Source organism: Curtobacterium sp. MCBA15_004 (genome assembly GCF_001865055.2).
GTDB lineage: Bacteria > Actinomycetota > Actinomycetes > Actinomycetales > Microbacteriaceae > Curtobacterium.
This window is the reverse complement of record NZ_CP126266.1, coordinates 3,593,924-3,613,661: the sequence shown is the minus strand read 5'-3', so window position 1 is coordinate 3,613,661 and position 19,738 is coordinate 3,593,924. Positions and strand designations below refer to the sequence as shown.

Genomic DNA, 19,738 nt, shown 5'->3' with positions numbered 1-19,738 from the left:
AACCGCCCGGAGCCGTTCGAGACCAAAGGAGGTGGGTTCCGCATGCACCAGTACGAACTGATGGCGATCCTCGACCCCGAGATCGATGAGCGCACCGTCGCTCCCAGCCTGGACAAGTTCCTCGCGGTCATCCGCAACGACGGTGGCACCGTCGACAACGTGGACGTCTGGGGCCGTCGTCGCCTGGCCTACGAGATCGCGAAGAAGTCCGAGGGCATCTACGCCGTGGTCAACTTCACGTCCTCGGCCGACTCCGCCAAGGAGCTGGACCGTCAGCTCGGTCTCTCCGAGGCCGTCCTGCGCACCAAGGTCCTCCGCGCCGAAGAGGGCATGGCCCAGGTCGCCGCGCAGAAGCAGCGCGACGAGGCCCGTGCCGCCCGCAAGGCCGCCAACGCGACGGCCACCGCGACCGCGAGCGCCGAGTAGCCCGTGGCCGGCGAAACCGTCATCACGGTGGTGGGCAACCTCACCGCGGACCCGGAGCTGCGCTACACGCAGAACGGGCTCGCCGTGGCGAACTTCACCATCGCGTCGACCCCTCGCACGTTCGACCGTCAGGCGAACGAGTGGAAGGACGGCGACGCGCTGTTCCTCCGTGCGAGTGTGTGGCGCGAGTTCGCCGAGCACGTGGCGGGATCGCTGACGAAGGGCTCGCGCGTCATCGCGCAGGGTCGTCTCCGTCAGCGTTCCTACCAGGACCGTGAGGGCCAGCAGCGCACGAGCATCGAGCTCGAGGTCGACGAGATCGGCCCGTCGCTCCGCTACGCGACCGCACAGATCACCCGCGCTGCGGGTGGCTCTGGTGGCGGCCGTGGCCAGGTCGGTGGCGGCAACGCTTCCGGCGGTGGCCAGGGCGCCGGCGGTGGCAGCTGGAACGGCGGCAACGGCGGCGGTCAGTCCGACGCGCCCTGGTCCCCGCAGGGTGGCCAGCAGGGCGGCAACGCACAGTCGAACGACGTGTGGAGCACGCCCGGTGGCTCGTTCGACGACGAGACCCCGTTCTGATCCTCCTGTCCCCGGACACACAACTTCTTCTTCTCTAAGGAACAACAATGGCTGGAAAGAGCACCGGCGACCGCCGGAAGCCTCGCGGTAAGGGCGGCAAGAACGCCGCTCCCGCGAAGTCCATCAAGGTCGGCGTCATCGACTACAAGGACGTCGCGACCCTTCGCAAGTTCATCTCGGAGCGTGGAAAGATCCGCGCCCGTCGCATCACCGGCGTCTCCGTTCAGGAGCAGCGCCTCATCGCCCGTGCCGTGAAGAACGCCCGTGAGATGGCGCTCCTCCCCTACGCCGGCTCCGGCCGCTGATCGGAGGAGTTCACATGTCGAAGCTCATCCTCACCCACGAGGTCTCCGGCCTCGGTTCCGCCGGTGACGTCGTCGACGTCAAGAACGGCTACGCCCGCAACTACCTCGTCCCCCAGGGCTTCGCTGTCGCGTGGTCCAAGGGCGGCGAGAAGCAGGTCGAGTCGATCCGCGCGGCCCGTGCCGCTCGCGAGCTCGCCACCATCGAAGAGGCACAGGACCTCAAGATGAAGCTCGAGAACGCGACCATCAAGCTGACCGTCAAGGCCGGCAAGGACGGTCGTCTGTTCGGCTCCGTGCGTCCCGCGGACGTCGCTGACGCCGTGCAGGCGCAGGGCGTCGGCTCGCTCGACAAGCGCAAGGTCGAGGTCCCCGCGACCATCAAGACCGTCGGTGACCACGAGGCCACCGTGCGTCTGCGCGAGGACATCACCGCAGTGATCTCGCTGCAGGTCGTCGCCGCCAAGTAGGCACCGCACCACCGTCGCAGGGCGGGTCTCCTCCGGGAGGCCCGCCCTTCGTCGTTCCTGCGGGCTGCGGGCCGCCTGTGGCTGGTCTGGTTGCTGCGGCGCGGCTCCGGCTGGTCTGGTTGCTGCGGACTGTCTCTGGATGGTTTGGTTGCTGCGGACTGTCTCTGGCTGGTCCGGTTGCTGCGGCCTGTCTCTGGCCGGTCTGGTGTCTGCGGTCCGTCTCCGGCTTGTCTGGTTACGGATCCCGCCCGTCCGGGCTTGCTGGGAGCAGGCCGAGAATCGGTCCCCCGATCGGGGCGCTTGTCAAGTCGTTCTCCACACAGGTAGGGCTCGTTTCGGCAACCTTCAACGTGCACTTGAACCCCACTTCTCCACACATGGTGTGGAACTCAAAACCCCAGGTCAGACGGTCGAACGTGTGTTCTGGTGCTCAGTTGTCCACACCGTTGTCCCCAGTTCTCCACACCGAGGCTCGGCGTGTTCCCGAGGTTCTCCACAGAGTTATCCACAGGTCCGTTTGCTGGGGATAACTTCGTACCCGTAGCGTGACGGAGCGACCAGGAGCCGTCGGGGGATGTCGGTCGTCCGAGGCAGGATCGCGGTGCGGGTCAGGGCCCGCGTCGTCAACGACAAAGAGGGAGTCCGTGTGTCGATCGCGCATCTCGATCCGTCCCCGCGGGACATGGCCGACCGCGGAGCCGAACGGACGCCGCCGCACGACATGCTCGCCGAGCAGTCGACGATCGGCGGGATGCTGCTGTCCAAGGACGCCGTCGCCGACGTCATCGAGACCGCCCGTGGCGTGGACTTCTACATCCCCAAGCACGAGGTCATCTTCGACGCGATCCTGTCGCTGTACTCGCACGGCGAGCCGACCGACGTCATCGCCGTCACCGACGAGCTGACCAAGACCGGTCTGCTGTCGCGTGCCGGCGGCGCCGAGTACCTGCACAGCGTCACGAGCATGGTGCCGACCGCCGCGAACGCCGGCTACTACGCCGCGATCGTGGCCGAGAAGGCCGTCCTCCGGCGTCTCGTCGACGCCGGCACCCGCATCGTGCAGATGGGCTACGCGTCGGAGGGTGAGGTCACCGACCTCGTCAACAGCGCACAGGCCGAGGTGTACAACGTCGCCGGCGGCGTGCAGACCGAGGACTACGTCCCGCTGACCGACGCGATCGGTGCGGCCATCGACGAGATCGAGGCGGCCAAGGGGCGCGACGGCCAGATGACCGGCGTGCCGACCGGGTTCAGCGGGCTCGACGGCCTGACGAACGGCTTCCACCCCGGACAGCTCATCATCGTCGCTGCCCGACCGGCGCTCGGCAAGTCGACCCTCGCGCTCGACCTGTGCCGCGCCGCCGCGCTCAAGCACGACCAGACCGCTGCGTTCTTCTCGCTCGAGATGGGTCGCGCCGAGATCGCGATGCGCCTGCTGTCCGCCGAGTCCAGCGTCCCCCTGCAGAACATGCGCAAGGGCACCGTCGACTCCCGCGACTGGACGACGATCGCGCAGACCCGCGGCCGCATCAACGACGCCCCGTTCTTCATCGACGACTCCCCCAACATGACGCTCGTCGAGATCCGCGCCAAGTGCCGGCGACTCAAGCAGCAGCACAACCTCAAGCTCGTCGTCATCGACTACCTGCAGCTGATGACCTCGGGCAAGAAGGTCGAGAGCCGCCAGCAGGAGGTCTCCGAGTTCTCGCGTGCGCTCAAGCTCATGGCGAAGGAACTGCAGGTGCCGGTCATCGCGCTGTCGCAGCTGAACCGTGGCCCCGAGCAGCGTGCCGACAAGAAGCCGATGATCTCGGACCTGCGCGAGTCGGGCTCGATCGAGCAGGACGCCGACATGGTCATCCTGCTGCACCGCGAGTCGGCGTACGAGAAGGACAACCCGCGGCAGGGTGAAGCCGACCTGATCGTGGCGAAGCACCGCAACGGGCCGACGGACACGATCACGGTGGCGTTCCACGGGATGTTCTCGCGGTTCGTGGACATGCCGCAGTAGCGGGCCGTCGGTGTGAAGAGGGAGGCGAAAGTGTCCGGAAGTGCCATGAAGTGTCTGTTTCGTCCCCTGTTTGTCCGTGACGGAGTATCGAGCTCTTCAGTGTGAGCGAGCCGGGCGAGAGTGATTGCGGCGTCTGCGGACGGAGTGAACGAGGGTTGAACTGCGCCAGTATGTGCAGTCAAGGTGACGCCGCTCCCGCTTCCAGGTCACCCGGTACTGCGCGTTCACCTGGAACCCGTCCGGTGCCGCGTGTGGACCTCCGTTGATTGCACTGACCTTCTGCTGCGCGAAGTAGTCGTTGGCGAGCGGTGGTCGCGCTGGAAGACGTAACTCCACCGTTGATGTCCCCGAAGCTGGCCAAGTCTCTCCGAGCACGGGAGATTCGCGGGGGCGTCATCGCCGCCGCCATCAAGACTCACCTAGTCATCAGTCAACTGATGAATCTCGTCCTCGGCGCGCAACTCACTGCAGCGCCGAGCCCTCACCAGCCGAAATCTGCTGAGCTCATCGCGCAGCTGGACCATGTAATCAACGCCCTGCGCCGCCCAGAGCTCTGCCGAACTGCAAGCCTGGTCCCGGCGCGTAAAAGTCAACGTTCTGGCAGGAACAGCCCGGACGGGACTGGGCTGACCCGAATCGCGCCCGTAGGCTCAGCCTGTGATCTCGATGGCACGACGGCACGACGGCGAGGTGAGCTGATGGAGGCGAGACGAATCGAAACCTTCGACGTCGGCCTGGTGAAAGCGGTCTCCGAGGTGCTGGGGCAGACGGACGCACCAGGACTCTCCAACCGGGAGATTGATCAGCTCCTGGCACAGGTCAAGATTAGAAGCCGCCCGGTCGGCAACAAGCGGGACAGCCTGTACGAGGCGCTGCTCTCAGCCCAGACACGCCAGAAGTGCGGCAACCCGGTCAGCGCGTTCATCGCCCGAGCGATGCACCCAAGCCGATACCCGTCCGACATGTATCGCTTCACGCAGCTCCAGGACCAGTTGAATGAGGCTCTGGTGTACTTCGGCTGGTCCGTGACAGCGACAGGCGGATTGAAGCGGGGTGCTGCTGCATCGACGCTGTCCGAGGGGGCCGCCCTCGCTGGCAGCCTGAGCCGTGAACTTACCCGGCGCGGCACCCACGCCGAGGTGCTGCGCTACTGCACCGAGGAACTCATCACCAAGTCGCTGTTCCACGCAACGACGGAAGCTGCGAAGAGCATCCCCAACCGGTTGCGATCGATGACCGGTCTCCTCAGCGACGGCGAGATCCTTTACGGCGGCGTGTTCGGCGCGGGCGGAGGTGTTCGCCCCATGCTGCTTATCAACGAGTACCGCTCCGACTCAGACATCAGCGAGCACAAAGGGTTCAAGAATCTCCTCACCGGCATTCAGGGCCATTTCCGTAACCCGCGCGCGCACTCGAGCCGCATCGACTCCGATGAGAACCTCGCCGACTTCTACGACGCGTTCGCGTTGTTCTCCTACGCGCACCGCCGCCTCGACAGCAGCACCCTCACCACTGCTTCTTGAAGCTCTCGTCTGGCAGCCGATCGGCTCTCGAGACAACGACGGAGGACGTCCGACTGGCCGGCGAGGGCTTTTCGAACGCGTTGTTCTAGGCTGCGGTTCGGCCCTAACGGTCCGCCAGCTCGGCTCGCAGGTTGATGAGACGTTCGAGGCCAGGGCGCTCCGGCAGGCCTGCTGCCTCCCAGCCAGCAATCGGCACGGGTGCATCTTCGTCCTGCAGGCGTGACGGTTGGTAGATGACCCACGGCAGACCGACGTGGCCGACAACGTGCACAACGCGGCCCTTGCCGGTTCCTGCTTCGAGCGCCGCGGCATGGTCGGCACCACCCTCGGCGATCCCGTACTGCTGGTGGATGAAGACGTCCTCGAGGTAGATTTCGGTGCCGATGAGGGTCATCTCGAAGTGCTTCCGGACGGAGACCAGGGACATGCCGTCGCCACGGAGTTGTTCGAGCAACGTGTTGTCGTACTTGCCGCTGAGGGTGATGTTGTAGCCGTCGACGTGCGGCATCGGAACCGCGTAGCCGTTGAGCATCTGGCGGAGGGTTGCCGCCCAGAGCCGGTCTGTGACGGAGGGGACTGCTGCAGGTTTGGTTGACTCCTGACAGGTAGGGGCGTTGGCTCCTGCTGGAAGGATGTGCGCCATGGTGAAGGCGTATCCGGAAGAGTTCCGCCGTGACGTGATCGCGGTTGCCCGGAAGGGTGAGACGTCGGTGCGGCAGGTTGCCAAGGACTTCGGTGTCTCTGAGTCCTGCTTGGCCCGGTGGTTGCGACTCGCTGACCGTGACGACGGCACCAGTGTCGCAGCGGCGCCGTCGGCGAAAGCGGTGGAGCAGGCGGAGCTGCGGGACGCGCAAAAACGGATCCGGCTCCTCGAGCAGGAGAACGAGATCCTCCGTCGGGCGACCGCGTATCTGTCGCAGGCGCATCTCCCAAAATGATGTACCCGCTGGTCCTTGAACTCGCCGCCGACCGGATCCCGGTCGCGGTGGCCTGCCGGGTGTTGGGTTTCTCGAAGCAGGCGTTCTATCGGTGGCGTGCCGACCCGGTTTCTCAGCGGGACTGGGAGGATGCGCACCTGACCAATGCAGCGATCGATGCGCACCGGGATGATCCAACATTCGGGTACCGGTTCATCGCCGACGACCTCGTCGCGGCCGGCCATCGAGCATCGGAACGGCGGGTATGGCGGCTGTGCTCGCAGCAGCGACTGTGGTCCCTGCACGCGAAGAAGCGCGGCCTGAACCGGAAAGCAGGACCGCCGGTGCACGACGACCGGGTCCGGCGTGCGTTCACAGCGCCAGACCTCGACAAGCTTTGGCTGACCGACATCACCGAGCACCCGACGGGCGAGGGCAAGCTCTACCTCTGTGCGATCAAGGACGCCTGCTCGCGCCGGATTGTGGGGTACTCAATCGGCGATCGCATGCGGTCCTCGCTCGCCGTCGCTGCCCTGCAGATGGCAGTGCATCGCCGGAACCCAACCGGGACGGTCGTTCACTCGGATCGAGGTAGTCAGTTCCGGTCGAAGAAGTTTGTCCGCTCGCTGGGTGATGCCGGTCTGCTCGGATCGATGGGCCGAGTCGGTGCATGCGCGGACAACGCGGCGATGGGATCGTTCTTCGCGCTCCTGCAGAAGAACGTCCTGAACCGGAAACGGTGGGCGACCAGGCAAGAGCTCCGGCTCGCGATCATCACCTGGATCGAAGCGACCTACCACCGGAAACGACGCCAACGTGGCCTGGGGAAGTTGACCCCGATCGAGTACGAGACGATCATCAACCCAACGGTCGCACTCGCGGCCTAAACGAACGAGTCAACCGAACCTGCAGCAGTCCCGGACAGCTTCGACTCGCAATGGCAGCATCGCCGTCCCCAATCGACTACTACGCACGCACACGGTTCCCCCTTCGGCAGTTGTTAACCCCAGCCGCATGGAAGCTCGTTTCAGATCGCGCAGGCATGCCTGCTGGCGGCCGGCTCGGATTAGCATGTGCTCGGTGGTACCTCTCGAACCGCGTGACAGGCGTTCGAGAACCCGGGCGAGGTGCACCCACGACTGCCGAATCCGGGGAGACTTACACGATTTTCCGTTTGAGCATGACGGGCGAGCTGCAGCGGGAGCTCGATGCGCACGCGGGCGCAGTTCTCCGCTCCTTCGACCTACGTGGCCCCGTGATCTGGTCGCCTTTTTTGTTTGAGCTGCCGCTGGGCAGCCCAGGGCGAGAACTCAATGACGTCAATCTCGCGCTCCTACATGAACTACTGCGATCTGGAGAACGACAGCAACGAGTTCTTGCCGGCGAGCTTGGAGTCAGTCCTCGGCGCGTGCTCTGGGCCGTCGACGAGCACCCTCCAAGCGCGCAGTGACTATGGAAGAGCTCCTTGCAGTCTGAGCGCCTGAAGTGGACGGCACCCCCGAGACGTTCACGCAAGGTACGCCGGGACGGCGTCGGACGGAAGGTCAAGGGCTGGTCGAGGCGCTCGAGTTGAACACAGACAGTTTCGGTCGCCGGCACCCCAGACAACTTGCAACCCAAGCCCGTGTAAGGCGGGCGGTCCCTCGGACAGTATCGGCGCGCTCTTCGCAGTCGGTAGTCGGGGTCCCAGCGAGACGGTCTCCCCAACGAGGAGACGGTCCCTCCGCACGCAACGGATCATCTGTTCGGCGGGCGACGGTCCGACGATCGGATCGTGTCACGCGCGTCGACCCCTCTCGATCCGCTCCTCGAGTGAGTCGGCGGTTCGTCGCGGTGTCTGCGTGCCCGTGCTCTGCAGTGCGATGGAGAAGCCCGGCGTCTGGCGATCTCCGGGCGGAAGCGGCTACACGCCTGACGTGGTCCGAGCAGTCACCGCTGCAGCCGGAGCCTCGACGTCAGGGAGCGCGCTCCAGAACGTCATCTCCGTCCTCATGACCGGGGAGGGCACGGAAGTTCGACTCGACGGTGGCATCTGCGACGGACTGCTCGTAGCGGCGGTCTCCAGGCAGGGGAACATTCAGGAGGGTGCCGTCATCCGCTCCCTACCGGTCGCGGAGGATGCCGAGGAACTCGTCGGCCATCCCGAGGTGCTGTTCGAGCTTGGCGCGCCGTTCTTCGGTGTCGCGGATGTACTCGTCGAGCTGCCCGCGGAGGCGTGCACGGTCTGCGTCGTCGTCGACAGCTTCGAGGGCGTCGACGACGGCGAGGAGTTCCGCCATCTGTTCGAGGGTGAAGCCGAGGGGCTTCATGCGTCGGATGATGAGCAGTCGGGCGAGGTCGGTGTCGGTGTAGAGCCGGAAGCCGCCCTCGGTCCGACCGGACGGGTGCAGCAGGCCGACCTCGTCGTAGTGGCGGATCGTGCGGTTCGACAATCCGGTGCGGTCGGCGAGCTCGCCGATGTGCATCGTCGTCGGGGCCGCTCGTTCCGTCATCCGCCGCTCCTTACGTGGTCATGCTGGGCTGCGCCGAGCGTAGCGCCGCCGCGTCTGCGGCTCCTGCACCTGAACCCTTGAACCTTTCCGCAACGGTAGGGTTCGGGGGTCCCTGAGTGAAAGCGAGCGTGGCATCACGTCTTCCCCGAACACGTCCGAGATCACCCTGCCCACGACCGATGCCGCCCCGCCAGTGGACCTGACGCCGACGCCGACCGGATCGGGTTCGACGCGTGTGCGTGGCTGTTTGCCGTGGGCCGCGGTGATCGCTGCCGGTGGTGTGCTGTCGGTGATGAGCGCGCCGGGGCAGACGGCGGGTCTGTCGGTGTTCACGGACCCGTTGATCCAGGAACTCGGGATCTCGCGCACCGAGGTGTCGACGAGCTACCTCATCGGCACTCTCCTGGGTGCGTGCGTCCTGCCACTGACGGGTCGGGCGTTGGACCGGTGGGGTGTGCGGCGGATGACGATCGTCATCGGGATCGCGTTCGCGGTGTTCCTCGCCGCGTTGAGCTTCGTCGCCGGGATCGTCGGCCTGACCGCCGGCTTCGTCGGCGTGCGGATGGCCGGGCAGGGCGCACTCTCGCTTGCCGCGACGACGCTCGTCGCCCGCAGCATCACGAATCGACGGGGCCTGGCACTCGGGATCGCGTCCGGGATCGGATCGGGCGGGATCTCGCTCGTGCCGGTGTTCGTGGAGACCTTGATCGCCGGCACCGACATCCACGTCGCGTGGCGGATCGAGGCGATCGTCGTCGCCGCCGTCGTGATCCCGATCGGACTCCTCCTGCCCCGCCGCACCGCCGCCACGGGCCAGAGCGGGACGACCGCGGATGCTGCCGGTGAGGGGCCGGTGTGGACGCTCCGGGAAGCGGCCTCGACGGGCATGTTCTGGACCATCGCCGCGGGGCTCGCAGTGTCGGGGATGCTCAGCACCGCGCTGGCGTTCCACCAGGTCGCCGTCCTCGGAGAGCAGGGCCTCACCCCGGCGGAAGCGGCCACGAACTTCCTGCCCCAGACCGTCACCGGGATCGCCGCAACCCTGATCACCGGTGCCCTGTCGGACCGGATCCCGCCGAAGTACGGCGTCACGATCGCGATGACGACCCTCACCGGTGTGCTCCTGCTGCTGCCGATCGTGCACACCGGGTGGACAGCCGTCCTCTACGGCCTCGTCCTCGGCGCCGCCGGTGGGGCCCTGCGCGGTATCGAGGCCGCCGCGTACGTCCGCTACTACGGGACGGCGAACATCGGAGTCATCCGTGGTGTCGCGACGGGCACGAACCTCGCCTCGACCGCGTTCGGGCCGCTGCTGCTCGCGCTCGGCCACGACGTCGCCGGCGACTACACCACCCCGGTACTGGTCCTCGCGATCCTCCCGGCCGTCGTCGCCGTCATCTCCGTCTTCGCCCGCGCCCCACGACACCCGTCACTGCGGGGCTGACCGGCGCCCATCAGGTCGTGCCCGCGGGAACGAGCGGGTCAGTGGGCGCGGAGTTCGTCGAGGAACTCGTCGACCATGTGCAGCTGCTCGTCGAGACGGTCCCGCCGTGTCTCCGCGTCCCGGATGAACGCGGCGACCCGAGACCGGACCGCGGTCACGTCCGCGTCGGGCTGTGCTTCGTCGAGCACCTTCACCGCGTCGACGAGGATCCCCGCCTCTCCGAGGGAGAAGCCGAGCGGTTTCATCCGCCGCACCATCAGGAGTCGGGCGACGTCGTCCTCCGAGTACAGACGGAACCCACCGTCGGTGCGACCCGAGGGGTGCAGCACCTCAGCGGCGTCGTAGTCACGGATCGTCTTCACGCTCAACCCCGTGCGCTCGGCGACCTCGCCGATGTGCATCAGGTACTCGTTCGACATCGTCACGTCATCACCCTCCACTTGCGCAACAACCCTTCCGTTGCGTTAGAGTCGAACCATACCAACCTTCCCGCAACGGAAGAGTTGCGATGGGCTGGACGCTCTGACGCCGCCGGCCGTGCGCGATGACGCGCCCCACGACAGCTCTCGCGGGCGCAGCGCCCGCACCCCCATCCGAAGGAGACCCGTGACCACCGTCACGAAGTCGGTGCCCGTCCAGGTGCACCACAGCCCCACCGTCCTGTCTGCACTCCGCAGCCCGAAGGTCCTGCTGCGCGAAGTCCTCGCCGGACTCGTCGTCGCCCTCGCCCTCATCCCCGAGGCGATCTCGTTCTCGATCATCGCCGGGGTCGACCCCCGCGTCGGCCTGTTCTCGGCGTTCGTGATGGCCGTCGTCATCTCGTTCGTCGGCGGCCGCGCTGCGATGATCACCGGCGCCACAGGCGCCATCGCCCTCGTCGTCGCTCCGGTGATGAAGGAGCACGGCCTCGACTACCTCATCGCCACCGTCCTGCTCGGTGGCGTCTTCCAGCTCGTCCTCGGTGGACTGGGCGCGGCGAAGCTGATGCGGTTCGTGCCCCGGTCCGTGATGGTCGGCTTCGTCAACGCCCTGGCGATCCTGATCTTCACCGCGCAGCTGCCGAACATCATCGGCGTCACCTGGCTCGTGTGGCCGATCACCATCGTCGGCATCGCGATCATCGTCCTCCTGCCCCGGTTCACCAAGGCCGTCCCCGCACCCCTGGTCGCGATCGTCGTCCTCACCGTCGTGACGATCGCCGCGTCCATCGCCGTCCCGCGCGTCGGTGACGAGGGCAAGCTGCCCGACAGCCTGCCGACCCTGTTCATCCCGAACGTCCCGCTGACCCTCGACACCCTCACGACCATCGCCCCCTACGCCCTCGCGATGGCACTCGTCGGACTCCTCGAGTCGCTGATGACCGCGAAGCTCGTCGACGAGGTCACCGACACCGGGTCCCGGAAGACCCGCGAAGCGCTCGGGCAGGGCATCGCGAACATCGCCTCCGGGTTCCTCGGCGGCATGGGCGGCTGCGCGATGATCGGTCAGACGATGATCAACGTCAAGGCCTCCGGCGCCCGCACCCGCATCTCGACGTTCCTGTCCGGCGTGTTCCTGCTCGTCCTGGTGGTCGGCCTCGGTGATGTCGTCGCGATCATCCCGATGGCCGCCCTGGTCGCCGTCATGGTGATGGTCTCCGTCGGCACCTTCGACTGGCACAGCATCAAGCCGTCCACCCTCAAGCGGATGCCCGTCGGCGAGACCGTCGTGATGGTCCTCACCGTCGTGATCGTCGTCGCCACCGACAACCTCGCGATCGGCGTCATCATCGGCGTGATCGCCGCGATGGTCGTCTTCGCCCGCCGCGTCTCCCACTTCACCAACGTCGAGCGCTCGATCGAGACGCTCAGCACTGGCGAGCAGCACGCGCTCTACACGGTCGAGGGCGAGCTGTTCTTCGCCTCCTCCAACGACCTCACCACCCAGTTCGACTACTCGGGCGACCCGGAGCTCGTCGTCATCGACATGACCAAGTCGCACGTCTGGGACGCCTCCACCGTCGCCGCACTCGACGCGATCGAGACGAAGTACCACCAGCACGGCAAGCGCGTCGAGATCCGCGGCATGAACGAGGCCAGTCAGGCCTTCCACGGCCGCCTCGCCGGCAACCTCGGCGCCGGGCACTGAAGCCCCTCCCACCTCCGCCCGGCCCCACCTCGGGGCATCGAGTGAACGGGCGGAGCACCAGGGCCGGCGTTCCCCTTTCCGCCGGCCCCTCGCGGGCACCGTCATGTCGTCCAGGACGGTGCCCGCACCTCAGAACCCATGAGGAGCCAGCCGTGACCAAAGCACCCACCATCCATGACGTCGCCGCAGCAGCGCACGTGTCGCACCAGACCGTGTCCCGCGTCCTCAACGGTGCCACCAACGTCCGCCCCACCACACGCGCCCGTGTCGAACACGCCATTCACGCTCTCGACTACATCCGCGACGACCACGCCGCAGCGCTCGCGCGTCGACGGCGAACCGTTGATCGCGACTGACCTGCCGTGACTGAGCACGCAGCCGCACCAGGGGACGCCAGACACATGGAGGTACGCCCCCGCTCAAGCGACGAGGACGCGCTCGCGTGGGTGTGTGACGGATTTGACGATCCACCGGAGCAGAACGTGATGGACGACGAGCAGGAGCGCGGTACGTCACCTGCTGCTGCGAGCTCGCACCGCGAGCGTTGCAGCGGGACCTCGCTTCAGGCGAGGGTGAGGAACAGCTTCTCGAGTTCCTCGACGGTGAGTCGTTCGGCGGCCTCGTTCGTGCTGTCAGCAGCATCCGGATCAGACCGGTCGACGATGCATTCGCGCATGGCGGTGGAGATGATTGCGAAGCCGGCGCGGTCGATGGCGCTGCTGACCGCGGCGAGCTGGGTCACGACGTCGCGGCAGTCGCCGCCGCCCTCGACCGCAGCGATGACGGCTGCAAGCTGACCCTGGGCGCGCTTGAGCCGGTTCGCGACCTTCCGGACGGCTGCCGCGTCGTGCAGGGACCGGTCCGTGCTGCTCATGCCGCGTCCACCGGGTGCCCCGCCGCCTGCCACGCGGACGTGCCGCCGGTGACGTCGACCGCGTCGAACCCGGCTGCGTTCAGCGCCTCGGTGGCGCGGGCGCTGCGGCCACCGGACTGGCAGATGACGTGGACCGGCGCACCGGTCGGGATCTCGCGGAGGCGGTCGCCGAGCTGCGCGAGGGGGATGTTCGTGGCGTCGGGCACGTGGCCGGCGCGGTACTCGTCCGGTTCCCGGACGTCGATGATGTGCGCGCCGGGTGTCGCGGCGAGTTGGTCGGCGGTGATCTGCTGCATGGTCTCTCCAGTCTGGTGTGTGGTGGTCATGGGCGTGGCGGGTCAGGCGGCCGCGGCGGCGGCGGTTCCCGCGGTCCAGGTCGCGTAGCCGCCGTCGAGGTTGCGGACGTCGTACCCGAGCTGCGTCAGGAGTCGGGCGGCGGTGTGGCCGCGCTGGCCGACTTGGCAGTGCACGACGACAGGCCCGTCGGGGAGTTCCCCGTGCCGGGTCCGGAGCTCGTCGAGCGGGACGTTCACCGCGCCGGGGATCGCGCCGGCGGCGTGCTCGGCGGGGCTGCGGACGTCGACCAGCACCGCACCGTCGTCCAGTGCGGCGGCGAGTCCGTGCCACTGCACGGTGCGGGTGGCACCGGTGGCGGTGTTCTCCGCGACGTAGCCGAGCATGTTGACCGGGTCCTTCGCGGATCCGTACTGGGGTGCGTACGCCAGCTCGAGCTGGGACAGCGCCGATGCGGTCAGCCCTGCAGCCATCGCCACCGCGATCACGTCGATCCGCTTGTCGACCCCTTCGCCACCGACGATCTGCGCGCCGAGGATCCGATCGGTCGCCGGGTCGACGAGGAGCTTCATCGCCATGGACTCTGCGCCCGGGTAGTAGGTGGCGTGCGACGCGGGGTGCGTGTGCACGACACGGTGGGGTCGTCCCGCCGCGACGAGTCGGCGTTCGCTCCAGCCCACGAGTGCCACCGTCGTCCCGAGCAGGCCCAGGATCGCGGTGCCGAGGGCGGGGACGGCGTCCTCGGGTTCGGTGCCGGCGATGTCGTCCGCGACGGCGCGGCCGTGCCGATTCGCGAGTCCAGCCATCGTCACCAGGGTGGGAGCGCCGTCGAGCTGGTCCCGCTTCTCGACACCGTCGCCGACCGCCCAGACGTGCGGCTGCGAGGTGCGGTGGCGTCTGTCGACCGCGATCCCGCCGGTCGGACCGACGGCGATGCCCGCGGCGTCGGCGAGCGAGCGGTCCGGGCGGACACCACTGGCCTCGACGACGAGCACCGTGTCGATGCTGCTGCCGTCGCTGAGGTGCACGCGCCCCGACTCTGCCCCGGTGATCGTCACCCCGAGCCGTACGTCGACGCCGGCCCGGCGGAGGGTGCGCAGGACCGGTGCGGCCATCTCCGGGTCGAGCGGCGACAGCACCTGTCGGCCGCGGGAGACCAGGGTGACCTGCGCACCACGTGCACGGAGGTTCTCGACGGCTTCGAGCCCGATGAACCCGGCGCCGACGACGACCACCCGGAGTTCAGCCCCCGCCTGGTCGAGGACCGTGAGGACATCATCGACGTCCTCGACACTCCGCAGCGTGTGCGTCGGCACGTGCTCCGCACAAGGCCCCGGAGCGGCCGTGGCGCCGGTTGCGAGCACCAGCTCGTCGTACGTCTCGACCCGGACGCGCCCGGTGTCGAGGTCGCGGACCGTGACCGTCCGTGCGATCGGGTCGATCGCGGTCACCTCGTGGTGCACGTGGACGTCGAGGGCGAACCGGCTCGCCAACGACTGCGGTGTCTGGAGCAGCAGCGACGACCGCTCCGGGATCACCCCACCGACGTGGTACGGCAGGCCGCAGTTCGCGAACGACACGTGCGCGCCGCGCTCGAACACCGTGATCCGCCGTGCCTCGTCGAGGCGGCGAAGCCTCGTCGCAGTGCTCATACCGGCCGCGACACCACCGATGATGATCGTCCTCATGTCAACCAAAATACCCCGGGGGGTATACTCGTGCAAGTGGCCGCGCGTGCGACCGCGCGAACGGCGAACGGAGTGATCATGTGCCGACAGGTGACGTGCAGGACGTGTGGGAAGGCGACGTGGGCTGGGTGCGGACAGCACGTCGACCAGGTGATGCGCGGTGTGCCGCGACGGGACCGTTGCGAGGGCCACGAACGACAGCCGCCCACGGGTGGCTTCATCGCTCGACTCTTCGGACGGTGAAACGATTCCCTCGCGTCAGTGTCGGCGCCGAGGACTGAGGACGGCTCGGGAGCGCTCTCCTTCAGGGTGCGTGCCCGGCCGGTACTCCATCGCCCGCGGTTCGAAGTAGCCATCGAGGCCTGGCCGTGCGTGGGAGCTGGCCGGTGACGGACCCGGGCGATGGTCACGGACGGGAACTGCGAACCCTTCCGCCAGCGAGGCTTGAAGCAGCTCCTGGAGTCGCTGCGTGCTCAGACCGGCAGCAGCCGCGACGTCGTCCTGCTCCAGCGGCTCGCGATACGCCCGATCCATGAGCTCGAGCACGCGAGCGACCTCGTCGCGGACCGAGTCGACGCTGAATGCGATAGGTGACAGGACGCTGTCGTCTCCGTGCTCGTCAGAATCGTTCGGACAGGAGTCCGGCGAGGGCCTCCAGCGCGCCCGGGACGAGCGAGAAGTACGCCCACGTACCCCGCTTCTCCCGGTTGAGGACGCCGGCGTCGACGAGGACCTTCGTGTGGTGCGACACCGTCGGCTGCGAGAGCCCGAGCGGTTCTTGCAGGTCGCAAGCGCACGTCTCGGCGCCGCCGTGCGCGGCGACGATCGAGATGATCCGCAGCCGAGCCGGGTCAGCGATCGCCTTCAACGTCCGAGCCAGCGCATCTGCACCAGCTGCGTCGAGCGGCGCGCTCGCGAGCGGCGCGCAGCACGCGGTGACGTCCTCGATGGGGAGCGGCTCGACAGTGGCCATGCTCCGATCATCGCCGGAACATCGTTGATGATCAATATTGACGAGCGTCAATGTGCCGGTGCATGCTGGCCACACCTTGACCCGAGGAGCGCTCCCGATGACCGATCAGCCCACCGTCTTGTTCGTCTGCGTCCACAACGCTGGCCGCTCGCAGATCGCCGCTGGCTACGCCAAGGCCCTCGGCGGCGACCGCATCCGAGTGCTCTCCGGAGGGTCCGAGCCTGGCGACCAGATCAACCCGACCGCGGTCGCAGCGATGGCCGAAGAAGGCATCGACATCACCGGCAACACCCCGCAACTCCTGCTCACCGAGGACGTCCGCGCGTCGGACGCGGTCATCACGATGGGCTGCGGTGACGCGTGCCCGATCTTCCCCGGGAAGCGGTACGAGGACTGGGACCTCACCGACCCCGCCGGGAAGGGCATCGACGACGTCCGTCCGATCCGCGACGAGATCAAGCGCCGCGTGCAGGCGCTCCTGGCCGAGCTGCTCCCCACCGAAGCATCCGCCTGACCACCGGAAGGACCACCACCATGACCGTCACCTCACCGTCCCACCCCGTGCTGACGCGGACCGGTTGACCGACCTTCCGGTGACGGTCATCGGCGCCGGCCCCGTCGGCCTCGCTGCGACCGCGCACCTGCTCGAGCAGGGCCTCCCCGTCGTCGTCTACGAAGCTGGCGACCAGGTCGGCACGTCGGTCCGCGCGTGGGGGCACACGCGGCTGTTCTCCCCGTGGCGGTACGTCATCGACGACGCCGCCCGCCGGCTCCTCGAACACGCCGGCTGGACCGAGCCCCGCCGATCATCGCTGCCGACCGGGCACGACCTCGTCGCCCAGTACCTCGAACCCCTCGCACAGACGCCCGAGCTGGCCGCGGTGATCCGGTCCGGGGTCCGCGTCGACGCGGTGTCCCGGCAGGGGATGGACCGCACCCGCTCCACCGGCCGCGCGGACACGCCGTTCCTCCTCCGCCTGCACACCGCAGACGGTGTCGAGGACGTCACCGCTCGCGCGGTCGTCGACACGTCGGCACGTACACGTCCCCGAATCCGCTCACCGCTGCAGGGCTCGCACCCGCCGCGGACCTCGGCGATCGGGCCATGCACGCTCTCCCCGACGTGCTCGGCGTTGACCGTGACCGGTTCGCCGGGAAGCGGGTCCTCGTCGTCGGTGCCGGCCACTCGGCCGCGAACACGCTCATCAAGCTCGCCGCCCTGGCGAAGGACGAGCCCGGCACGACGCTGCTGTGGGCGATCCGGAACGCCGGCACCGCCAGGCTCGGGGCCGACGCTGCTGACGGGCTCGCCGCTCGAGGGCAGCTCGGCTCGAACGTGCACGGCCTCGTCGAGTCCGGCCGTATCGAACGGCTCGCGTCGTTCGAGATCGACGACGTCAGCGCTGAGGGTGACCTGGTCACCGTCACGGGCCGTCGCGCGGGTGAGGCGTTCGCGGTGGCGGTCGACGTGATCGTGAACGCGATCGGTTTCCGGCCGAACCTCGACATGCTCCGCGAGATCCGCCTGGGCCTGGACGACATCGTCGAAGCACCGCGGGCGCTCGCGCCGCTGATCGAGACCCGAATCTGCACTCCTGCGGCTCCGTGCCCCCGCACGGTGTCGCGGAGCTGGCGCACCCGGAGCCGAACTTCTTCATCGCCGGGATGAAGTCCTACGGGCGCGCTCCGACGTTCCTGCTCCTCACCGGCTACGAGCAGGTCCGCTCCATCGCGGCGGAACTCGCCGGCGACCACCAGGCAGCCCGCGACGTGCAACTCGTGCTCCCCGAGAACGGCGTCTGCTCCACCAGCGTCGGCGGACCATCCTCCTGCTGCTCATGACCACCTCATCGGCGGCGGGTACAGCGCGACCGATGACATCGTCGGGCTCACCTTCGAAGTCGGACGACAACCGCTCACGCAGCACCCGTGCACGATGAGGGATGGCGAGCCCGGATCAGGGTCCCGCCACGCCCCCGCTCCCCGTCCGGTAGCCGATCGGCTACCGGACGGCCGAGTCTGTCTGTTCCCGAGCGTTGCCGATGCACTCGACCTGGTCGTCCATGGTCGTACCTGTGACAGACGGCGTTTGCGACAACGTGCATTGCAGATCGGCACTTGTCGGGGGGCAACGCGACGACGTGTTGCTGAACCACAGCACCGATGTCGGAGGCTCTCGGGGCCGTGCTGCCCGACCTTGCTCCTGACTCGGCTTCGTGCGGTCACCAGGCGAGCTGCGTGTCGTCCTCGAACACCGCGCCGGTGGGGCCGTCAGCGGGCAGCGTGGCGAGGCGCACGGCGACGGCGGCGCCCTCGTCGGGGGTGCGGGTCCCGCGGAAGGCGTTGAAGTCCGTCGCGACGTGACCGGGGGCAGCGCCGTTGATCTTCAATGCGGTGTCCGCGAACTCGCGCGCGTAGTGCACCGTGATGGCGTTGAGCGCGGTCTTCGAGCTCGAGTACACCATCGAGGGCTGCCCGACCCAGGCGCCCTCCTCGCCGATCGAACCGCGCTTGCTCGTCACGTTCACGATCCGAGGGGCATCGGCCCGGGTGAGAAGCGGGAGGAACGCGGTGATCATGCGGACGACACCGAAGACGTTGACCGCGTAGACGTTCTGGAAGTCCTCGACGGTCTCGTCGGTCGGCTCGGGGAGCTCTGCCATCGGCCGGAACGTCATCGTGTTGACCCCTGCGTTGTTCACCAGGACGTCGAGGTGGCCGAACTCGGTCGCGACCTCGGCTGCGACTGCGTCGATCTCGCCCTGGTCGGTGACGTCGAGCACGACGGGGCGCACGTCGCCGTCGACCGTGTCGGCTGCGGCTCGTCCGACAGCGGCGCTCCGGGCTCCGAGGAGGACCGTGAAGCCCTCCTGTGCGAGGCCACGGACGATCGCGATGCCGATGCCCTTGTTCCCGCCGGTGACGAGGGCGACCCTCTGCGTGCTGTTCTGTGTTGTCATGTCAACAGCTTGCGCTTCTCATGTTGATGCGTCAACACCGCCCTTGGTAGGTTGGGTACATGACCGCCCCGCTGACCGAGCAGGAACAACGCCTCTGGCACGCCTGGAAGGTCGCGGCAGAAACGGTCCGGCAGCGGGTTGCCGAGGACATCAAGGCCGGTTCGGGTCTGTCCGATCAGGAGTTCGGGATCCTGACCCGTCTGGTCGAGCTCGGGAACGGCGAGCTCCGCCAGAACGAGCTCGGTGCGCTGCTCAGGTGGGACCGCACGCGTCTGTCCCACCAACTCACGCGGATGGAGAACCGCGGACACGTCGGTCGCGAGGCGGTCGACGGAGGTGTGCTCGTCCGGGTCACCGACGCCGGAGCGGCGTTGGTCCGCGCGGCGCGGCCGATCCACGCGGAGGCCGTCCGGAAGCACCTCCTGCACCGAGTCCAGGGCGTCGACGACGCCACGCTCCTCCGGACCCTGGAGGCACTCGCGGTCGATCCCGGCACAGGCGGGTGACCGCTGTCGAGTCGCCCGGGCGTCGGTCGGGCGGAGTGCGGCACAGGTGAAGAAGGCGAGAAGGTCCCGCCTCACCGTCCGTTGTCGGCGCGGAAGCGGACGTGGCCGGAGAGGCGGCGCGCGGACCATCACTCCGCCGCACGCAAGAACGA

Annotated in this window: 22 protein-coding genes and 1 pseudogene; 15 read left to right on the top strand and 8 right to left on the bottom strand. The window is 67.9% G+C overall.

Features of this window, described 5'->3' with window-relative positions:
• The first annotated feature begins 42 nt into the window (after positions 1-42).
• From rpsF to QOL16_RS17120, 6 genes are all read left to right on the top strand, one after another.
• Positions 43-426: a 30S ribosomal protein S6 gene (gene rpsF / locus QOL16_RS17145; RefSeq protein WP_065960486.1), complete on the top strand. Its 384-nt coding sequence runs from the start codon at positions 43-45 to the stop codon at positions 424-426.
• 3 nt (positions 427-429) lie between these two features.
• Positions 430-1,005, top strand: coding sequence for a single-stranded DNA-binding protein (locus QOL16_RS17140; RefSeq protein ID WP_071285547.1), 576 nt, complete (start codon positions 430-432; stop codon positions 1,003-1,005).
• Between the two features lie 47 nt (positions 1,006-1,052).
• Complete coding sequence (gene rpsR, locus QOL16_RS17135; RefSeq protein WP_017887834.1) at positions 1,053-1,310, top strand: 30S ribosomal protein S18; 258 nt, start codon at positions 1,053-1,055, stop codon at positions 1,308-1,310.
• A gap of 14 nt (positions 1,311-1,324) precedes the next feature.
• The gene (rplI, locus tag QOL16_RS17130; protein ID WP_065960488.1) at positions 1,325-1,777 is read left to right on the top strand and encodes a 50S ribosomal protein L9; all 453 of its coding nucleotides are present in this window, start codon (positions 1,325-1,327) and stop codon (positions 1,775-1,777) included.
• 646 nt (positions 1,778-2,423) lie between these two features.
• On the top strand, positions 2,424-3,788 hold the full coding sequence (gene dnaB / locus QOL16_RS17125) for a replicative DNA helicase (RefSeq protein ID WP_065960491.1): 1,365 nt from the start codon (positions 2,424-2,426) through the stop codon (positions 3,786-3,788).
• A gap of 437 nt (positions 3,789-4,225) precedes the next feature.
• Entirely contained in the window at positions 4,226-5,311 is a 1,086-nt protein-coding gene (locus QOL16_RS17120) for a TIGR02391 family protein (RefSeq protein ID WP_254780334.1), read from the top strand.
• A gap of 103 nt (positions 5,312-5,414) precedes the next feature.
• Here QOL16_RS17120 and QOL16_RS17115 read toward each other — a convergent pair whose 3' ends face one another.
• The gene (locus tag QOL16_RS17115; RefSeq protein ID WP_305411154.1) at positions 5,415-5,819 is read right to left on the bottom strand and encodes a hypothetical protein; all 405 of its coding nucleotides are present in this window, start codon (positions 5,817-5,819) and stop codon (positions 5,415-5,417) included.
• Positions 5,820-5,952: 133 nt separating this feature from the next.
• Here QOL16_RS17115 and QOL16_RS17110 point away from each other — a divergent pair.
• A protein-coding gene (locus QOL16_RS17110) for an IS3 family transposase (RefSeq protein ID WP_139266519.1) occupies positions 5,953-7,115 on the top strand; the annotation gives its coding sequence in 2 pieces (ribosomal slippage) (positions 5,953-6,232 and positions 6,232-7,115; 1,164 coding nt in all).
• A gap of 1,215 nt (positions 7,116-8,330) precedes the next feature.
• Here QOL16_RS17110 and QOL16_RS17105 read toward each other — a convergent pair.
• A complete protein-coding gene (locus QOL16_RS17105) occupies positions 8,331-8,720 on the bottom strand; it encodes a MerR family transcriptional regulator (RefSeq protein WP_071285537.1) in 390 nt (129 codons plus the stop codon).
• Positions 8,721-9,012: 292 nt separating this feature from the next.
• Between QOL16_RS17105 and QOL16_RS17100 the strand changes: the two genes are divergently transcribed.
• Positions 9,013-10,164 carry an MFS transporter gene (locus tag QOL16_RS17100; protein WP_071285598.1) on the top strand — a complete coding sequence of 384 codons (1,152 nt, stop codon included), beginning with the start codon at positions 9,013-9,015 and terminating at the stop codon, positions 10,162-10,164.
• Positions 10,165-10,202: 38 nt separating this feature from the next.
• On the opposite strand, the gene QOL16_RS17095 is transcribed toward QOL16_RS17100, so the two are convergent.
• Positions 10,203-10,583, bottom strand: a complete 381-nt coding sequence (locus QOL16_RS17095; RefSeq protein ID WP_071248197.1) for a MerR family transcriptional regulator — start codon at positions 10,581-10,583, stop codon at positions 10,203-10,205.
• A 187-nt stretch (positions 10,584-10,770) separates the two neighbouring features.
• On the opposite strand from QOL16_RS17095, the gene QOL16_RS17090 reads away from it, so the two are divergent.
• Positions 10,771-12,291 (top strand): SulP family inorganic anion transporter, encoded by a 1,521-nt coding sequence (locus QOL16_RS17090; RefSeq protein ID WP_071248074.1) that lies wholly within the window; start codon positions 10,771-10,773, stop codon positions 12,289-12,291.
• A gap of 152 nt (positions 12,292-12,443) precedes the next feature.
• Complete coding sequence (locus tag QOL16_RS17085; RefSeq protein WP_083394038.1) at positions 12,444-12,647, top strand: LacI family DNA-binding transcriptional regulator; 204 nt, start codon at positions 12,444-12,446, stop codon at positions 12,645-12,647.
• 206 nt (positions 12,648-12,853) lie between these two features.
• Here the strand turns inward: QOL16_RS17085 and QOL16_RS17080 are convergent, their stop codons facing one another.
• From QOL16_RS17080 to QOL16_RS17065, 4 genes are all read right to left on the bottom strand, one after another.
• On the bottom strand, positions 12,854-13,165 hold the full coding sequence (locus QOL16_RS17080; protein WP_071248077.1) for a metal-sensitive transcriptional regulator: 312 nt from the start codon (positions 13,163-13,165) through the stop codon (positions 12,854-12,856).
• Positions 13,162-13,461: a rhodanese-like domain-containing protein gene (locus QOL16_RS17075; protein ID WP_071248080.1), complete on the bottom strand. Its 300-nt coding sequence runs from the start codon at positions 13,459-13,461 to the stop codon at positions 13,162-13,164. The genes QOL16_RS17080 and QOL16_RS17075 overlap by 4 nt, the downstream gene beginning before the upstream one ends.
• Positions 13,462-13,503: 42 nt before the next feature.
• Positions 13,504-15,147: an FAD-dependent oxidoreductase gene (locus QOL16_RS17070; protein ID WP_071248083.1), complete on the bottom strand. Its 1,644-nt coding sequence runs from the start codon at positions 15,145-15,147 to the stop codon at positions 13,504-13,506.
• 619 nt (positions 15,148-15,766) lie between these two features.
• Entirely contained in the window at positions 15,767-16,120 is a 354-nt protein-coding gene (locus QOL16_RS17065; protein ID WP_071248089.1) for a metalloregulator ArsR/SmtB family transcription factor, read from the bottom strand.
• Between the two features lie 97 nt (positions 16,121-16,217).
• Between QOL16_RS17065 and QOL16_RS17060 the strand changes: the two genes are divergently transcribed.
• The 4 genes and pseudogenes from QOL16_RS17060 (at position 16,218) to QOL16_RS17280 (ending at position 17,962) form a co-directional block, all read left to right on the top strand.
• The gene (locus QOL16_RS17060; RefSeq protein WP_071248092.1) at positions 16,218-16,634 is read left to right on the top strand and encodes an arsenate reductase ArsC; all 417 of its coding nucleotides are present in this window, start codon (positions 16,218-16,220) and stop codon (positions 16,632-16,634) included.
• Positions 16,635-16,713: 79 nt separating this feature from the next.
• Positions 16,714-16,791: pseudogene (locus QOL16_RS17290) on the top strand (hypothetical protein); the annotation flags it as partial.
• A gap of 434 nt (positions 16,792-17,225) precedes the next feature.
• Positions 17,226-17,789 (top strand): hypothetical protein, encoded by a 564-nt coding sequence (locus tag QOL16_RS17285; protein ID WP_370692581.1) that lies wholly within the window; start codon positions 17,226-17,228, stop codon positions 17,787-17,789.
• The gene (locus tag QOL16_RS17280) at positions 17,726-17,962 is read left to right on the top strand and encodes a hypothetical protein (RefSeq protein WP_370692548.1); all 237 of its coding nucleotides are present in this window, start codon (positions 17,726-17,728) and stop codon (positions 17,960-17,962) included. The genes QOL16_RS17285 and QOL16_RS17280 overlap by 64 nt, the downstream gene beginning before the upstream one ends.
• A gap of 380 nt (positions 17,963-18,342) precedes the next feature.
• On the opposite strand, the gene QOL16_RS17050 is transcribed toward QOL16_RS17280, so the two are convergent.
• A complete protein-coding gene (locus tag QOL16_RS17050; protein ID WP_071248095.1) occupies positions 18,343-19,080 on the bottom strand; it encodes an SDR family NAD(P)-dependent oxidoreductase in 738 nt (245 codons plus the stop codon).
• A gap of 59 nt (positions 19,081-19,139) precedes the next feature.
• Between QOL16_RS17050 and QOL16_RS17045 the strand changes: the two genes are divergently transcribed.
• On the top strand, positions 19,140-19,586 hold the full coding sequence (locus QOL16_RS17045) for a MarR family winged helix-turn-helix transcriptional regulator (protein ID WP_071248098.1): 447 nt from the start codon (positions 19,140-19,142) through the stop codon (positions 19,584-19,586).
• The last annotated feature ends 152 nt before the right edge of the window (positions 19,587-19,738 follow it).

Excerpts from the sequence above, each read along its gene's own strand:
- rpsF (WP_065960486.1), top strand. The coding sequence starts at position 43 with ATGCACCAGTACGAACTGATGGCGATCCTCGACCCCGAGATCGATGAG.
- rpsR (WP_017887834.1), top strand. The coding sequence starts at position 1,053 with ATGGCTGGAAAGAGCACCGGCGACCGCCGGAAGCCTCGCGGTAAGGGC.
- rplI (WP_065960488.1), top strand. The coding sequence starts at position 1,325 with ATGTCGAAGCTCATCCTCACCCACGAGGTCTCCGGCCTCGGTTCCGCC.
- QOL16_RS17120 (WP_254780334.1), top strand. The coding sequence starts at position 4,226 with ATGAATCTCGTCCTCGGCGCGCAACTCACTGCAGCGCCGAGCCCTCAC.
- QOL16_RS17115 (WP_305411154.1), bottom strand. The coding sequence starts at position 5,819 with ATGCCGCACGTCGACGGCTACAACATCACCCTCAGCGGCAAGTACGAC.
- QOL16_RS17105 (WP_071285537.1), bottom strand. The coding sequence starts at position 8,720 with ATGACGGAACGAGCGGCCCCGACGACGATGCACATCGGCGAGCTCGCC.
- QOL16_RS17100 (WP_071285598.1), top strand. The coding sequence starts at position 9,013 with ATGAGCGCGCCGGGGCAGACGGCGGGTCTGTCGGTGTTCACGGACCCG.
- QOL16_RS17095 (WP_071248197.1), bottom strand. The coding sequence starts at position 10,583 with ATGTCGAACGAGTACCTGATGCACATCGGCGAGGTCGCCGAGCGCACG.
- QOL16_RS17080 (WP_071248077.1), bottom strand. The coding sequence starts at position 13,165 with ATGAGCAGCACGGACCGGTCCCTGCACGACGCGGCAGCCGTCCGGAAG.
- QOL16_RS17075 (WP_071248080.1), bottom strand. The coding sequence starts at position 13,461 with ATGCAGCAGATCACCGCCGACCAACTCGCCGCGACACCCGGCGCGCAC.
- QOL16_RS17070 (WP_071248083.1), bottom strand. The coding sequence starts at position 15,147 with ATGAGGACGATCATCATCGGTGGTGTCGCGGCCGGTATGAGCACTGCG.
- QOL16_RS17065 (WP_071248089.1), bottom strand. The coding sequence starts at position 16,120 with ATGGCCACTGTCGAGCCGCTCCCCATCGAGGACGTCACCGCGTGCTGC.
- QOL16_RS17060 (WP_071248092.1), top strand. The coding sequence starts at position 16,218 with ATGACCGATCAGCCCACCGTCTTGTTCGTCTGCGTCCACAACGCTGGC.
- QOL16_RS17285 (WP_370692581.1), top strand. The coding sequence starts at position 17,226 with ATGCACGCTCTCCCCGACGTGCTCGGCGTTGACCGTGACCGGTTCGCC.
- QOL16_RS17050 (WP_071248095.1), bottom strand. The coding sequence starts at position 19,080 with ATGACAACACAGAACAGCACGCAGAGGGTCGCCCTCGTCACCGGCGGG.
- QOL16_RS17045 (WP_071248098.1), top strand. The coding sequence starts at position 19,140 with ATGACCGCCCCGCTGACCGAGCAGGAACAACGCCTCTGGCACGCCTGG.